Origin of the sequence: Frigoribacterium sp. NBH87 (assembly GCF_014217665.1) — a bacterium.
GTDB classification, from domain to species: Bacteria; Actinomycetota; Actinomycetes; order Actinomycetales; family Microbacteriaceae; genus Frigoribacterium; species Frigoribacterium endophyticum.
Genome location: NZ_CP043650.1, coordinates 2,068,842 through 2,083,202, shown reverse-complemented (window position 1 = coordinate 2,083,202; position 14,361 = coordinate 2,068,842). Strand labels below are relative to the sequence as shown.

Genomic DNA, 14,361 nt, shown 5'->3' with positions numbered 1-14,361 from the left:
CCGACCTGCAGCGTCAGGCGCCGAGCAGCAGCTCCAGGCCGAGCGCGGTCATGACGACGGCGATGAGCCCGTCCAGGATCCGCCACGACGACGGCCGCGCGAAGAAGGGGCGCAGGAGGCGCGAGCCGAGGCCCAGCGCCGCGAACCACGCGAGGCTGCCCGCGATCGCTCCCCCGGCGAACCACCAGCGCAGGTCGCCCTCCTGCTGGTTGGCCACCGAGCCGAGGAAGACGATCGTGTCGAGGTAGGTGTGCGGGTTGAGCCAGGTGAGGGCGAGGACGGTGAGGACGGCCGTGCGGCGGCGGACCGGGGCGGAGCCGGGCGCACGGCCAGAGGTCGACGAGCGGGCCGGCGCCGGGGCGGCGACCGTCGCGACCGAGCCGGTGGCGGGGCTGGTGACCGAGCCGCTGAGGGGTCCCTCGACCGGGCCGGTGGCGCCGACGGGCTCGAGGGGCCCGGAGCCGGGGCCGACCACGGGTGCGGCGGGCGTGCCGGACGCGGAGGCCTCGTCGGGCCCGTCGACCGTCAGCCCTCCGACCGGCCGGAGCGCCCGACGGGCGGCGAACCCGGCGTAGACGAGGAGGAACGCCGCCCCCACGACCCGCACGACGACGAGCGCCTGCGGAGCAGCGGCGACCACCGCACCGACCCCGGCGACGCCCGCGGTGATGAGCACGGCGTCGCTGAGGGCGCAGATCACGATGACCGGCACGATCACTCGGTTCACGCCCTGCAGGCCGAGCTTGAGGACGTACGCGTTCTGGGCGCCGATCGCGACGATGAGGGCGAGCCCGGTGCCCATGCCCGTGAGGGAGGTCAGCAGCAGCGTGGAAGTGGTCACCCGGCGACGCTACGTCCGCGCCGTGCATCTCTCCAGCTACAGATCATCATGCCGCATAAGCTGTGCTGATGACGATCTCGGGGCCGCGCGCGTGACGCCGTTCGCGCTCGACCACCTCGAGACCCTGCGCGCCATCGTCGACGAGGGCACCTTCGAGGCCGCGGCCCAGCGGCTGCACATGACGCAGTCGGCCGTCTCGCAGCGCATCAAGGCGCTCGAGCGCACGGCGGGCCAGGTGCTGCTGCAGCGCACGACGCCGGTCGTGCCGACCGCGGCCGGCGACGTCGTGCTGCGCTACGCCCGCCAGGTGCAGCTGCTCGCCGCCGACACGGCGGCCGAGCTGGGGCACGGAGCACGAGGAGGCGCCTCCGACGCGGGTGCGCCGCCCCCGTCGCTGGCCCTGGCCGTCAACGCCGACTCGCTCGCCACCTGGTTCCTCGACGCGCTGGCGTCGCTGCCGCCGGAGGCGCCCGTGGTGTTCGACATCCGGCGCGAGGACGAGGAGCGGACGACGACCCTGCTGCGCCAGGGCGACGTGCTCGCGGCGGTGACGTCGACGAGGGAGCCGATCCAGGGCTGCACGTCGGAGGCGCTCGGCACGATGCGGTACCGCGCGGTGGCGAGCCCCGGGTACGTCGACCGCTGGCTCGGCGGGGTGCCGTCGATCGGCCGGGTCGACGCGACGCCGATGCTCTCGTTCGACCGCAACGACGACCTGCAGCGGGGGTTCCTCCGCCGGGCGCTCGGTTACGACCCGCGCCCGCCACGGCACTACGTGCCCTCGTCGTCGGACTTCGTGCGGGCCGTCGGGCTCGGCCTCGGCTGGGCGCTGCTGCCCGACCAGCAGAGCGCCGACGACCTCGCCGCCGGGCGGCTCGTCGAGCTGTCGCCGGGCGACGTGGTCGACGTCGAGCTCTGGTGGCAGCGCTGGACGCTGGCCTCCCCCCTGCTCGACCGCGTCTCGGCGGCCGTCAGGGCGGGCGCCGCGGGGGCGCTGCTGCCGCCCGCCTGAGCGGCGCGGCGCCCGGGCCGCCGTGCCGCGGCCGGGCCGAGCCCCTCGCGAGCGGGCGGGTCCGTGTCCTCGTGGGCGGGCCGGCGCTGACCCGCCCACGGGGACACGGACCCGCCGCACTGCCCACACCACCCGGTCCGACGCGAGACGGGCGGCGACAGACCCGTGCACCCCGCGCAGGCTCAGCACACGGCGGCCGCGCGGCGCAAGCCCCTGACGCGATGAGGCCCCGCGTGCAGGGCCGGTGGTTGCCTCGGTGGACGCCGGGGCGCGGCCGACAGGACGGCCGGTCCCGACGGCGCCCGCTGCCAGGAGGACACATGACCACGCCCGCCCGACCCGCCGCCGCCTCCTCGGAGCCGGCCCGTCCCGAGGGCTCGACCCGCGACTCCGGCTCGACCCGCGACTCCGGCACCCCGGGCGCCGACGGCGCCGCCGGCGGCTCGAAGCTCAAGCAGGCGATCACCGGCCCGCTGCTGTACCTCTTCATCCTCGGCGACGTGCTCGGCGCCGGCATCTACGCCCTCATGGGCACGCTCTCGGCCGAGGTCGGCGGCGCGCTCTGGGCCCCGCTGCTGCTCGCCCTGCTGCTCGCGCTGCTGACCGCGGGCTCGTACGCCGAGCTCGTCACCAAGTACCCGAAGGCCGGAGGCGCGGCGATCTTCGCCGAGAGGGCGTTCCGTCAGCCGGTGGTCTCGTTCCTGGTCGGCTTCAGCATGCTCGCCGCCGGCGTCGTCAGCGCCGCCGGCCTCTCGCTCGCGTTCGCCGGCGACTACCTGTCGACCTTCGTCGACCTGCCGACCGTGCCGACCGCCATCGCCTTCCTCGCCCTCGTCGCCTGCCTCAACGCCCGCGGCATCAGCGAGTCGCTCAAGGGCAACGTCGTGATGACCGTGATCGAGGTGAGCGGCCTCGTCATCGTGATCGTCGTCGTCGCCGTGATGCTCGGCAGCGGGGGCGGCGACGTCGGCCGCGTCGGCGAGTTCCCGGCCGACGCTGACCCGGCGATCGCGACGCTCGGCGCCGCGATCATCGCCTACTACTCGTTCGTCGGCTTCGAGACGAGCGCCAACATCGCCGAGGAGGTGCGCGAGCCCCGCCGCGTCTACCCCCGCGCCCTGTTCGGCGCCCTCGCCACCGCCGGCGTCGTCTACGTGCTCGTGGGCCTCGCCAGCGCGATCGCGCTGCCCGCCGACGAGCTCAGCGGCTCGACCGGCCCCCTGCTCGACGTCGTCGCGGCCAGCGGCGTCGCCGTGCCCTCGTGGCTGTTCAGCCTCATCGCGCTGATCGCGGTCGCCAACGGCGCCCTGCTCACCATGATCATGTCGAGCCGCGTCACCTACGGCATGGCCGAGCAGGGGCTGTTGCCCCGCCCGCTCGGTGCCGTGCTCGAGAAGCGCCGCACGCCGTGGGCCGCCATCCTCGTCACCACGGCCGTCGCGATGGGCCTCACCCTCGTCGGCGACATCGGCACGCTCGCCGAGACGGTCGTGCTGCTGCTGCTCTTCGTGTTCATCAGCACGAACGTCGCGGTGCTCGTGCTGCGGAAGGACCGCGTCGAGCACGAGCACTTCCGGGTCTGGACGGCCGTGCCCGTGCTGGGCGTCGCCTCCTGCGTCCTGCTGCTCACGCAGCAGAGCGCCCAGGTGTGGCTGTTCGGCGCGATCATGCTCGCCGCGGGCGTCGTGCTCTACCTGCTCGCGAAGCTCGGCAGCCGCCGCGGCCCCAAGGTCGGCAGCGGCGCGGGCACCGGCACCGGCACCAGCAGCGGCACCGGCGCCGACCGGGCCTGAGGCGCCCGGACCGCACCGACCGCGCGTCGTCCGCGACGCGAACAGTTCCGGCCCGGGCCGGGCACCCGGCGCCCCGTCGGTGTCGACTCGGAGCACGGCACGGCACGACACGGAACGGCACGACCGACCGCACCACCGACCGCACGACCGCCCGCGGCACAGCAGCCGCGGCGCACGACAGCCCGCGAGGGCGGAGGAGGCACCATGCGCGAACTCAGGATCGTCAAGGCACTCGAGGCGGTCGAGCGCGAGAAGAGGCTCGACCCGCTCGTCGAGAAGGTGGCCGGCGTCGTCGACGCCGTGCTGAAGCCCCGGGCGCTGCGCGACCTGCTGCACGGCGTGCCCGCCGGCCACCCGCTGCACCCCGTGATGGTGCTCGTGCCGACCGGCGCGTGGATCAGCGCGGCCCTCCTCGACCTGATGCCCGGCCAGGAGCGCCCCGCCCGCACCCTCGTCGGCGCCGGCGTGCTCGCGGTCGCCCCGTCGGCCCTGGCCGGCTTCGCCGACTGGTCGGCCACGCACGAGCAGCAGAAGCGCACCGGGCTCGTGCACTCCGCCGCCAACCTCGTCGGCACCGCGCTCTACGGCGCCTCTTACCTGCAGCGGCTGCGCGGCAAGCAGACGAGCGCCAAGGTGCTCTCGTTCGCGGGCCTCGGAGCGGTGGGCCTCGGCGGCTTCATCGGCGGGCACCTCGCCTACCGCCAGGCCGTCGGCGCGAACCACGCGGAGGACGTGCCGCACCTCGTCTCGCCCGGCTGGCACGAGGTCACCCGCCTCGACGCCCTGCCCGAGGGCGAGCTGACCGGCCTCGACCTCGACGGGCAGCCGCTCGTCGCGCTGCGTCGCGGCGACGAGGTGGAGGTGCTCTCGAGCGTCTGCAGCCACCTCTCCGGCCCGCTCTCCGAGGGCGAGCTCGTCACCGACGCGGGGAAGCCCGGCGAGGCCTGCGTCTCGTGCCCCTGGCACGACAGCGTCTTCTCGATGCGCACCGGCGAGGTCGTGCACGGTCCGGCGACGTCGCCGCAGCCGCGGTTCGACACCCGCGTCGTCGACGGCACGGTGGAGGTGCGGCTGCCCGACGCGGGCTGACCGCCCGGCCGACCCGCGCCTCCGGCAGGCCCTCGCTCCCGCTCCGGGGCGGTGGGGAGCCCGCCGGAGGCGCGGTGCGCGTAGTGCACGGACGCCCCGCGAGCAAGGGCGAGCACGGCCGGGCCCCTCGTGGTTCGGTCGATCCCATGAGACGACTCCACTACTCCGGCAGCTACATGCTGGTCGGTGACCGCACCTGCAAGGCCGTGCTCCGCTACGCGAGGGCGCTCGCCGAGGCCGACACCTCCGACATCGTGTCGGTGCCCGTCGTGACCGAGGGCGGCAGCAAGGCCTACGCGCACCTGCTCATCGGCCCGGCGAGCCAGGTGTTCTCCACCCCGGTCGAGAACAGCCAGGACGAGCCCGTCGACGAGGACGTCATCCGCGACCTCGAGGAGGCGACGCTGCGCCTCCAGCCCTCCCGACCGGCCTGGCCGCAGGAGATGCTCGACATCCCCGACCTCGACAGCGAGAGCTACGGCGCCGAGTTCGCGAACGCGCCGGGCGCCGACGCCGAGGGCGCCGAGGGCGACGACCAGGGCAAGGCGAGCGCGCACTCCAGCGGCGCCGAGGCCGCCGCCGGGCCCGACGGCGCCACGGACGAGCACCTCGCCGGCGCCCGCACCGGCTCCTGACCCGCTCCCTGTCGCAAATGCCGACCATCGCAGGCTCGGTCGGATCGCAACAGGGGGAAAACCCGGTATTGCGGCGCTGATGGTCGGCATTTGCGACACGGAGCGGTCGAGAGGGCGGAGGGGCCGGAGGCGCGGGGGCGGCGAGGGGAGCCGCCCGGCGATCTGACGTGGCGGGTTGAGTCGCCTCCGCTCAACTTCTTCCGCCGACCGGGAATGACCCGGGGCTCCCTGCGTTTACTTGAGTCGCAGCCACTCAAGTTTCCCCAGGAGGTCCCATGCCTGCACAGTTCGGCTCCGGCGACGGCGGCTCGTTCGACGAGTTCCTCGCCCGCCTCATGAACGGCGCCCGGTCGGGTCAGACCGGACGCCCCGTCGACATCTCGCGCCTGCTCAGCAGCGCCGCCCACGGGCTCGTCACCCGGGCCGGCGAGTTCGCCACCAGCCGTGGCCACGCCGAGGTCGACTCCCTGCACGTCCTGCGGGTGCTCCTCGACGAGTCGCCCGCCGCCGACGTCGTCCGCCACGCGGGCGTCGACCGCGACGCCCTGCTCCGAGCCGTCGACAGCCGCCTCCCCGGCCCCTCGTCCGACACCCCGAGCACCGTCGCCCTCACCCCGGCCGCCCAGCGCGTCCTGCTCCAGGCCGCGCAGGCCGCCCGCGCGTTCGGCTCGACCTACGTCGACCCCGAGCACGTCTTCTTCTCGCTGGTCGTCGACCAGCAGTCGGTCAGCGGGCAGCTGCTCGCCGCCGCGGGCATCACCCCGCAGGCGCTCCAGGCGTTCGTCCGCGACGGGTCGCCGACGGGCGGGTCGACCGCGGGAGGCGCCGCAGGCGCGGCCGGGAGCGGAGCCGGCACGGGCACCGACGCGACCGGTGCCGGCGACCCGGCCCGCGACTCCGGCACGCCCACCCTCGACCAGTACGGCAGCGACCTCACGGCCCGCGCCCGTCGCGGCGAGATCGACCCGGTGATCGGCCGGGCCGACGAGGTCGAGCAGACCGTCGAGATCCTGCTGCGCCGCACGAAGAACAACCCGGTGCTGATCGGCGAGCCCGGCGTCGGCAAGACCGCCATCGTCGAGGGCCTCGCCCAGCGCATCGTCGACGGCGACGTGCCCGAGCTGCTGCAGGGCAAGCGCGTCGTCACGCTCGACCTGGCCGGCATGGTCAGCGGCACCCGCTACCGCGGCGACTTCGAGGAGCGCCTCACGACGGTCGTCGACGAGATCGCCGCCCACCAGGGCGAGCTGATCGTCTTCCTCGACGAGATCCACACGGTCGTCGGGGCCGGCGGCAACGGCGACGGCACCATGGACGCCGGGAACATCCTCAAGCCCCGCCTCGCCCGCGGCGAGCTGCACCTCATCGGTGCGACGACGCTGAAGGAGTACCGCACGATCGAGAAGGACGCCGCCCTCGAGCGCCGCTTCCAGCCCGTCACGGTGCCCGAGCCGAGCGTCGACGACGCCGTGCTCATCCTCACCGGGCTCGCCCCGCGCTACGAGGAGCACCACGGCGTCGCCTACGCGCCCGAGGCCCTGAGCGCGGCCGTCGAGCTGTCGGCGCGCTACGTCAGCGACAGGTTCCTGCCCGACAAGGCGATCGACCTGATCGACCAGGCCGGCGCCCGTCGTCGCCTGCGCCTCGGCGGCCGGGTCGACACCGCGGCGCTCCAGGCCCGGCTCGCCGAGCTCGAGTCGTCGAAGCACGCCGCGGTCGCCGCGGAGCGCTACGAGGAGGCGTCGCACCTGCGCGACGAGATCGAGGCCGTGCAGGAGTCGCTGGCCGCGGCGGTCGGGAGCGGTCACGCCGACAGCACGGCGGTCGGCACGGCGGCGGTCGGGACGGAGGCGGTCGGCACGGAGATCACCGCGGCGGACGTCGCCGAGATGGTCGCCCGCGCCACGGGCATCCCGGTCGCGCGCCTCACCGACGGCGACCGCTCGCGGCTCGCCCTGCTCGAGCAGGAGCTGCACGCCCGGGTGGTCGGCCAGGACGACGCGGTCACCGCGATCGCCAAGTCGGTGCGGCGCAGCCGGACGGGCCTCGGCGATCCCGCCCGCCCGACCGGGTCGTTCCTCTTCCTCGGGCCGACCGGCGTCGGCAAGACCGAGCTGGCGAAGGCCCTGGCCGAGTCGCTCTTCGGCGACGAGGGCGCGATGATCCGGCTCGACATGAGCGAGTACGGCGAGCGCCACACGGTGAGCCGCCTGGTCGGCTCCCCTCCCGGCTACGTCGGCTACGACGAGGCCGGCCAGCTGACCGAGCGCGTGCGGCGGAACCCGTACTCGGTGATCCTGCTCGACGAGATCGAGAAGGCGCACCCCGACGTGTTCAACCTGCTGCTGCAGGTGCTCGACGACGGCCGGCTGACCGACGGCCAGGGCCGCACGGTCGACTTCCGCAACACGGTCGTCGTGATGACGTCGAACCTCGGCTCGGAGTTCCTCGCCTCGCGCGGCGGCGCCCTCGGCTTCACGCCGGCCGGGCCCGTCGGCTCCGACCCCGCGGCCGGGAACGGCTTCGGGTCGGAGAAGGCGCTGCGCGACCGCGTCATGGGCAAGCTGCGGGAGGCGATGCGGCCCGAGTTCCTCAACCGCATCGACGAGATCGTGCTCTTCCGCAAGCTCGACCGGGCGCAGCTGCGCGACATCGTGCGCCTGCTGCTCGGGGCGACCTCGCGTCGCCTCGAGGCCCAGGGCATCGCGGTCGAGGTCGACGACGCGGCCACCGACTGGATCGTCGACCACGGCTACGAGCCCGAGTTCGGCGCCCGGCCGCTGCGCCGCACGATCCAGCGCGAGGTCGACGACCGGCTCGCCGACCTGATGGTCTCCGGCGCGGTCGCGGCCGGCGGGCGCGTGCTGGTCAGCGTCGGAGGCGACGGCGAGCTCGTCGCCCGCCCCGTCGCGGCGGAGGTCGCGAGCGCGGCGTAGCCGCGGGGGCGGCTGCGGTCGCGGCTGCGGTCGCGGCTGCGGGACTGCGGGAGGCGCGGTGTCGGTCTGACCGGCACCGCGCCTCCCTGCGTCCGCCGCCGTGACCCTGCTCTCGCGCTCTCTTCTCGAATTTGAGCGTGATCCGCCGGATGACGAGGCCGGAGCCGCGCCACCCGGCTCCTCGACGACGGATCTCTCTCGCATTCCCCGTGTCCCTGCATCAGACAGCCGCCGACCTTGTGACGTTCCTGGTTTCAATGTCAGGGTATGTATGCACGATCGAGGGTCGGTCGAGCAGACAGGAACGGGTGATCATGACCAGTGTCAGCAGCATCGGGACGACCGTCGGGCGGAGCCTGGCCACCCTCGCGACCACGGGAGCGCTCGTGCTCGGCGCGGGGCTCGCACCTGCGGTCGCCGCTCCCGCCCCGGCGTCGACCCCGACCGCGACCTCGACGTCGACATCGACGTCGACCTCGGAGTCGGCCACCACGGCCGCGACCACCGGCACGGAGGCGGAGTCCGGCATGATGCCGGCCGGCGAGTTCTCCACACTCGGGTCGACGTACGTGGGCGGCGGGTACTTCGAGTGGGGCGTGACGTCCTCCACCGTGTACGCCAAGTACCAGCACTACTCGAGGACGCACCGGGCCACGGCCTGCGCGAACGGGCAGACGCAGTGCCTGCGCTCGGGCAACGCCGCGCCGTCCTACCTCGCCAACGCGGTGCGGGCGAAGAGCAAGAGCAACAACACGGCGTGGTGGGCGGTCCTCTGACCCGTCGGCGCACGGCCGCCACGACGGTGATCGCCGTCGTGGCGGCCTACGCGCTCGCCGCGGGCGTCGCCCTGGCCGCCGCCGAGGGCCAGGACACCTGGGGGAGCGGCGGGAGCGGCGGCCGGGGCACCGGGGTCGTCGTCCTGGAGACGCCGCCGGACCTCGGGCACGACGCGACACGGCAGGAACTCCTCCGGGCGGTGACGTCGACGGGCGACCAGGTCGCCCGCATGACCCCGGACGACTCGCCCGGCGCTGGTGTCGGCGACTCGCTCGTCCATCCCCTGACCGGCGGAGCCGGGCAGCCCCTGGGCCCCTGGGTGCGGTGGACCCTCGCCGACCACGACTCCTGGCTCGACCTCGACCCCCGCGGCTTCTACGTGACCGACGCGGACGACCCGAGCCCCCTCCTCGCCGCTCTCGACAGCGCCGGCTTCGCCGCGGCGGACGCGACGGTGGGGCCTCTCGACGAGCTCCGGGCGCTGGTCACGGTGCCCTCCGTCGCCGGGCTGCTCGTGACGGTGATGCTCGTCGCCCTCGGTGCTGCCGGCGTCGAGGCCGAGCGCGGCCGCCGACGCCGCCTGGTCTGCGCGCTCGTCGGGTGGACCAGACGACGCGCCCTCGTCGCCGAGCTCCGGGAGGCAGCATCGCCCCTGGCAGGAGCGGCCCTCGGCTCGGTGCTGCTCGTGCTGGCTCTCTGGTGGAGCATCGGCGGGCTCCGGAGACCCGAGTTCGTCCTGCCCGTGATCGCTCTGATCTGGGGCGGAACGACAGCGTGGCTGCTCCTCTGTCGAGCGACGGCGGCGCACGGACCCCGGCCGTCGAGGCTGCTCTCAGCCAGCACCGGAGCAGGGAGCCGCCGGCGTGCGCTCGTCGTGCCGATCGCGCTGCACGTCGCCCTCGTCGCGGTCGTGGCGGGCGAGGTCACCCTCGGCCAGCGCGCCGCCGACGCCGCCGACCGTGTCGCGACCTCCTCCGCGGCGCAGCTCGACCTGCACGATGGGTCCGTGCTGAGCGTCGGCCTCGCCGGAGCGGACGACCGCGAGTTCGACCGGGCGCTCGCCCGGGTGGCCCGTGACGAGATCGCCGCCGGCAGGGCGACGATGAACGACCCCGACACCGTTCCCGGCGCGCTCGTCACCGCCCGGGGCGGCACCGGCACCGGCACCGGCGAGCCTCACGGCGACGGGGACGACGTCGTCGTCGTGCAGACCGCAGGCGACCCCGAGGCGGCACGGGCCCTCGCCGCCGACGTCGTCGCCTACCTCCGGATGGTCTGGACCACGACCGGCGACGTGCTGCCTCCGCTCGGCGCTCGCCTCGAGACCCTGCCGCCCGGCGTCGTCGTGCCCGACCCAGCGACCCTGCGCCTCTCCCCCGTCGACGGGCCGCCGACCGTGATCGTCGAGGTGCCCCTGGTGCACCTGCCCGACGACGTGCTGGCGACCGCCGCCTTCAACGGCCGGGTGGTCTTCGACGACCGCACCTCGGTGGAGGCGGCCCTCGACGACGTCGGCGTGCTGCCACTCGTCCACGGGTGGGAGACCGTCGGTGACGGCTACGCCCGCGCCGCCCGCGAGGTGCTCGCCGAGCAGCGCCTGGTCGTCCTCGCGGCCGGGCTCGGCGGGCTCGCCCTCGCGGCCGGGCTCGTCGTGGCGACGACGGCGCACGTCACGCGCACCCGTCGGCGTCGGCTGCTCCTCGCGACCGTCGGACGCTCGGACTGGTCGGTCGACCTCCCCCACGTCGTCGTCGGCACCGGCCTCACCACCGTCGCCTGCGCGCTCGGTCTCACGGTCGCGCGGGCCGACGGCCCTGCCGACGCCCTCGTCGTCACCGGCGCGGCCGTCGGGCTGCACGTCGCCCTCGCGGGCGCGGCGCTCCTCGCCGCCCGACGTCGCCGCCCTGCGCGCCCGTCCCCCACCGCCGCCGCCCTGCCCTCCGAGGAGACCCCGTGACCCACCCGCACCGAGGCCGGCCGACGCCGGTGCCGACGACCGCCACCGCGCCTCCCGGGCCTCCCGCACCGTCCCGAGGGCCGACCGCCCCCCTCGTCGTGGCGGGCCTCGGTCTGCGGACGGGGCGCCGGGACCTGTGGCGCGGCCTCGACCTGACGGCCGAGCCGGGTGCCGCGGTGGCGGTGACGGGGCCGAACGGCAGCGGGAAGTCGTCCCTCCTGGCGTGCATCGCGGGTCTCCGGGCCCCGACCACGGGGACCGTGACGGTCGCGGGCTCCGCCGTCGGCACGGCGAGGAGCCGCGCCCTGCGCCGACACCTCCGTGAGACGTGCGGCGTCCTGCTGCAGCACGGCAGCCTGGTGCCGGAGTGGACCGTCCGCGAGAACGTCGACGTCGTACGCCCGCACGGGGTCAGCCGCGAGACGAGACGGGCGCGGGGGCGAGCCGCGCTGCGTCGACTGCAGCTCGACGGACGGGGCGACGACGTCACCGGCCACCTCAGCGGCGGTGAGCAGCAGCGGGTGGCCGCCGCGCGCCTCCTCGTCCACCGCCCCGCGCTCGTGGTGGCCGACGAACCGACCTCGGCGCTCGACGCCACGGGGCGCGAGCTGGTGCTCGACGCCCTCGACGAGCTGCGCCGGGAGGGCACCGTCGTGGTCGTCGCGACCCACGACCCCGTCGTCGCGGAGTGGTGCGACGTGGTCGTCGAGCTGGGAGGCGCGGATCAGGTCGCTCGCGCGGCCGCGGGCGTATCGTCGGGGGCATGAGCGCAACCGACGACACCACCCCGTCCACCGCCCCCGACGGATCCACCGAGATCACCGACGAGCAGGCGAAGTACACCGAGGAGCTCCCCGACGGCAAGAAGGCCGGGCTCGTCGACGACGACAAGGACTCGGAGTCGACCGACAACTAGTCGACGGCCCTCGCCCCACCACGCCAGAGCGGCGTCGCCCCCACGAGGGCGGCGCCGCTCTCGTGCGCTCGCGGCAGCCTCCCGCCGCCACTGCCCGCCGTCCGCCGCCCGCCGCACCGTGACGAACCACGTCCTCGCAGCGGAACCCCGCCGCGGCGTGGTTCGGGGGCGAGGACGTGGTTCGTGACCGCGGCGGTCACGCCCCGGGCGGCTCGTCCCACCCCGTCTGCGGCGTGCGGCAGTCCTCGCAGAAGACGTACTGCGAGATCCGCCGCCGCTCGTCGCTGACCCAGTCGATCGCCGGGCGCACCCGCTCGGGAGGCACGTGGCCGATCCGGTACACCGCCATCAGCTCGAGGTCGTCGGGCACCGCCAGCAGCCGCTCGACCTGCGCCCAGCGTTCGGGCCGCTCCATCGGGAACGACACGAACTGGATGCCGAGCCCCAGCGTGCCGGTCGCCAGCCAGAGGTTCTCCATCGCGGCCCCGAGGCTGAAGGTCGAGTAGAACGACGTCAGCGAGTCGGGCCGGTACGTCGACCGGTCGAGCATCGCGCCGAGCAGCAGCGGCGAGCCGGCGACGAGGGCGCGGTTCTCGGCGCCGAGCGTCTGCGGCACCCGCAGCGCGTTCATCAGCACCTGGCCGCGCTTCGTGAACACCTGCCCCGTGAACGGGCGCAGCGGCGCGGGCAGCTCGTCGAAGAGCATGCCGTCGCGGCGACGCTCCATCTCGGCGCGGCTGAACCGGAAGAACGGCTTGTAGCGCTCGAAGAAGGTGCCGTCCGACATCGACTCGGTCATGCTCTCGCCGCTGATCCGCGCGACCTCCTCGATGGTCTCCCGCGACTCCACCAGGACGAACCGCCACGGCTGGCTGTTCAGCTGGCTGGGGGCGCGACCGGCGAGCTCCATGAGGAGGCGCTGGTCGGCCGCGCTGACCGGCTCGCTCGTGAAGTGGCCGTTGGTGGTGCGGCGGCGACGGACGGCCTCGACGAAGTCCATCAGCCCGCCTGCCGGGCGGAGGCGCGGAGCGCGCCGCGCAGGGAGCGAACGACGGTCCGTCGACGCGTCGCTGCGAGACCTGGACCCTCGCGGCCGGAACGCCCTCCCCTGCCCCACCCGTGGCGGAGGAGGGCGTTCCCCTGTGCGCGGCGCGGACTGGTGCGCGACAGGGCGTCCGCTCAGCGGGGGCGGAATGCGATGTGTAGCATTCCGGTCAGCATGCCACTCCGGCACGCCTGATCCAAGGAGCACCATGCCCCCCAAGAAAGCCTGCCTCGCGACGATCGGCGCCACCGGCGTCGTCCTCGCCTCCCTCGTCGCCGGCCCGGCGTTCGCCGCGCCCGCGCCGACCGCCGGCACCGCCACCGCGGCCGCCGCCAGCTCGATCGACACCAGCGGGACGGCCGAGCGCCCCGCGGTCACCGTCGTGTCGATCAGCGACGGCGCCGTCGACGTCGCCGTTCAGGGCGCACCGGACGCCTTCGTCGTGTTCACGAACGAGCGAGGGGTCGAGACCCGCGTCCTGCTCGACGGCACGGGCCGCGGCACCGTGTCGATCCGCATCGCCAACGACCGCGAGAACCACTTCGAGGTGCGCTCCGTCGTCGGGGGCGTGCCGTACCTCTCGCAGTGGAGCGTCGACCCGCGGTCCGACGTCGACCCCGGCACTCCCGCCGACCCGGAGCTCCCGGTCGACCCGGAGCAGCCCGTCGGCCCCGAGCAGCCCGGGGCGCCCGGCGACGGCCTCGCCTCGTGGTCGGTGTCCGCCTTCCAGGGCGGCTGGGCCCAGCTGGCCCTCACCGGCCCCGCCGGTCACACCTTCGGCATCTACGACGCCGACGGCCGCTTCGCGTTCAGCGGCAGCTTCGGCACCGACGGCACGTCGCGCGCCTCCCTCGAGGCGGCGGACGGCACCTCGACGTCGTACACGCTGAAGGTCCGTCAGGGCACGACGGTCGTCGAGAGCCACGATGTCGTCCTGGACCGCACCGGGACCAGCCCGGTCACGCCGATCGACCCCGTCGACCCCGTCGACCCGATCGATCCGGTCGACCCCGTCGACCCCGTCGACCCCGTCGATCCCGTCGAGCCGGGGACGCCCGCTCCCGGCGACGTCGTCGTGGGCGACATCGTCGACGGCCGGGCCTCGGTGACCGTCCACGGCTCGTCGTTCGCGAGCTTCATGATCACCGACGCGCGCGGTCGTTTCGTGACGGGCAGCTGGCTGCGGGGCACGTCGATCACGCTCGACCTGGCCGCTCCGGCGGGCGTCGTGACGACCTACACGCTCAGCATGGGCGACCTGCCCGAGCCGGTGCAGTTCTCCATCGACGCTCGCTGACCCTCGGCGCTCTGCTCCCGAGAACCCCCTTCTCGCACGGGAACCCTGCCGCGGCGGGGTTCG

12 protein-coding genes are annotated in these 14,361 nt (G+C 74.7%); 10 read left to right on the top strand and 2 right to left on the bottom strand.

What is annotated here, in order from left to right:
* Nucleotides 1–13: 13 nt before the first annotated feature.
* Complete coding sequence (locus tag F1C15_RS09710; protein WP_255465150.1) at nt 14–841, bottom strand: LysE/ArgO family amino acid transporter; 828 nt, start codon at nt 839–841, stop codon at nt 14–16.
* 91 nt (nt 842–932) lie between these two features.
* Here F1C15_RS09710 and F1C15_RS09705 point away from each other — a divergent pair, with 91 nt between their 5' ends.
* The 9 genes from F1C15_RS09705 to F1C15_RS09665 all read left to right on the top strand — a co-directional run bounded on the left by F1C15_RS09705 (nt 933) and on the right by F1C15_RS09665 (nt 11,956).
* Complete coding sequence (locus F1C15_RS09705) at nt 933–1,853, top strand: LysR family transcriptional regulator ArgP (RefSeq protein WP_056058475.1); 921 nt, start codon at nt 933–935, stop codon at nt 1,851–1,853.
* Nucleotides 1,854–2,173: 320 nt separating this feature from the next.
* Nucleotides 2,174–3,646, top strand: coding sequence for an APC family permease (locus tag F1C15_RS09700; protein WP_185230873.1), 1,473 nt, complete (start codon nt 2,174–2,176; stop codon nt 3,644–3,646).
* Between the two features lie 204 nt (nt 3,647–3,850).
* Nucleotides 3,851–4,735 carry a Rieske (2Fe-2S) protein gene (locus F1C15_RS09695; protein ID WP_056058472.1) on the top strand — a complete coding sequence of 295 codons (885 nt, stop codon included), beginning with the start codon at nt 3,851–3,853 and terminating at the stop codon, nt 4,733–4,735.
* A 146-nt stretch (nt 4,736–4,881) separates the two neighbouring features.
* Nucleotides 4,882–5,370, top strand: a complete 489-nt coding sequence (locus F1C15_RS09690; protein ID WP_185230871.1) for a hypothetical protein — start codon at nt 4,882–4,884, stop codon at nt 5,368–5,370.
* Nucleotides 5,371–5,645: 275 nt separating this feature from the next.
* Nucleotides 5,646–8,306, top strand: a complete 2,661-nt coding sequence (locus F1C15_RS09685; RefSeq protein WP_185230869.1) for an ATP-dependent Clp protease ATP-binding subunit — start codon at nt 5,646–5,648, stop codon at nt 8,304–8,306.
* 314 nt (nt 8,307–8,620) lie between these two features.
* On the top strand, nt 8,621–9,082 hold the full coding sequence (locus F1C15_RS09680; RefSeq protein ID WP_185230867.1) for a lactococcin 972 family bacteriocin: 462 nt from the start codon (nt 8,621–8,623) through the stop codon (nt 9,080–9,082).
* Nucleotides 9,064–11,040 carry a hypothetical protein gene (locus F1C15_RS09675; protein WP_185230865.1) on the top strand — a complete coding sequence of 659 codons (1,977 nt, stop codon included), beginning with the start codon at nt 9,064–9,066 and terminating at the stop codon, nt 11,038–11,040. The genes F1C15_RS09680 and F1C15_RS09675 overlap by 19 nt, the downstream gene beginning before the upstream one ends.
* Nucleotides 11,037–11,807 (top strand): ABC transporter ATP-binding protein, encoded by a 771-nt coding sequence (locus F1C15_RS09670; RefSeq protein ID WP_185230863.1) that lies wholly within the window; start codon nt 11,037–11,039, stop codon nt 11,805–11,807. Before F1C15_RS09675 ends, F1C15_RS09670 begins: the two co-directional genes overlap by 4 nt.
* Nucleotides 11,804–11,956: a hypothetical protein gene (locus F1C15_RS09665; protein ID WP_156370173.1), complete on the top strand. Its 153-nt coding sequence runs from the start codon at nt 11,804–11,806 to the stop codon at nt 11,954–11,956. Before F1C15_RS09670 ends, F1C15_RS09665 begins: the two co-directional genes overlap by 4 nt.
* Nucleotides 11,957–12,152: 196 nt before the next feature.
* Here the strand turns inward: F1C15_RS09665 and F1C15_RS09660 are convergent, their stop codons facing one another.
* The gene (locus F1C15_RS09660) at nt 12,153–12,956 is read right to left on the bottom strand and encodes a nitroreductase family protein (protein WP_185230861.1); all 804 of its coding nucleotides are present in this window, start codon (nt 12,954–12,956) and stop codon (nt 12,153–12,155) included.
* Between the two features lie 253 nt (nt 12,957–13,209).
* Between F1C15_RS09660 and F1C15_RS09655 the strand changes: the two genes are divergently transcribed.
* Nucleotides 13,210–14,298, top strand: coding sequence for a hypothetical protein (locus tag F1C15_RS09655; RefSeq protein ID WP_185234443.1), 1,089 nt, complete (start codon nt 13,210–13,212; stop codon nt 14,296–14,298).
* Nucleotides 14,299–14,361 lie beyond the last annotated feature (63 nt).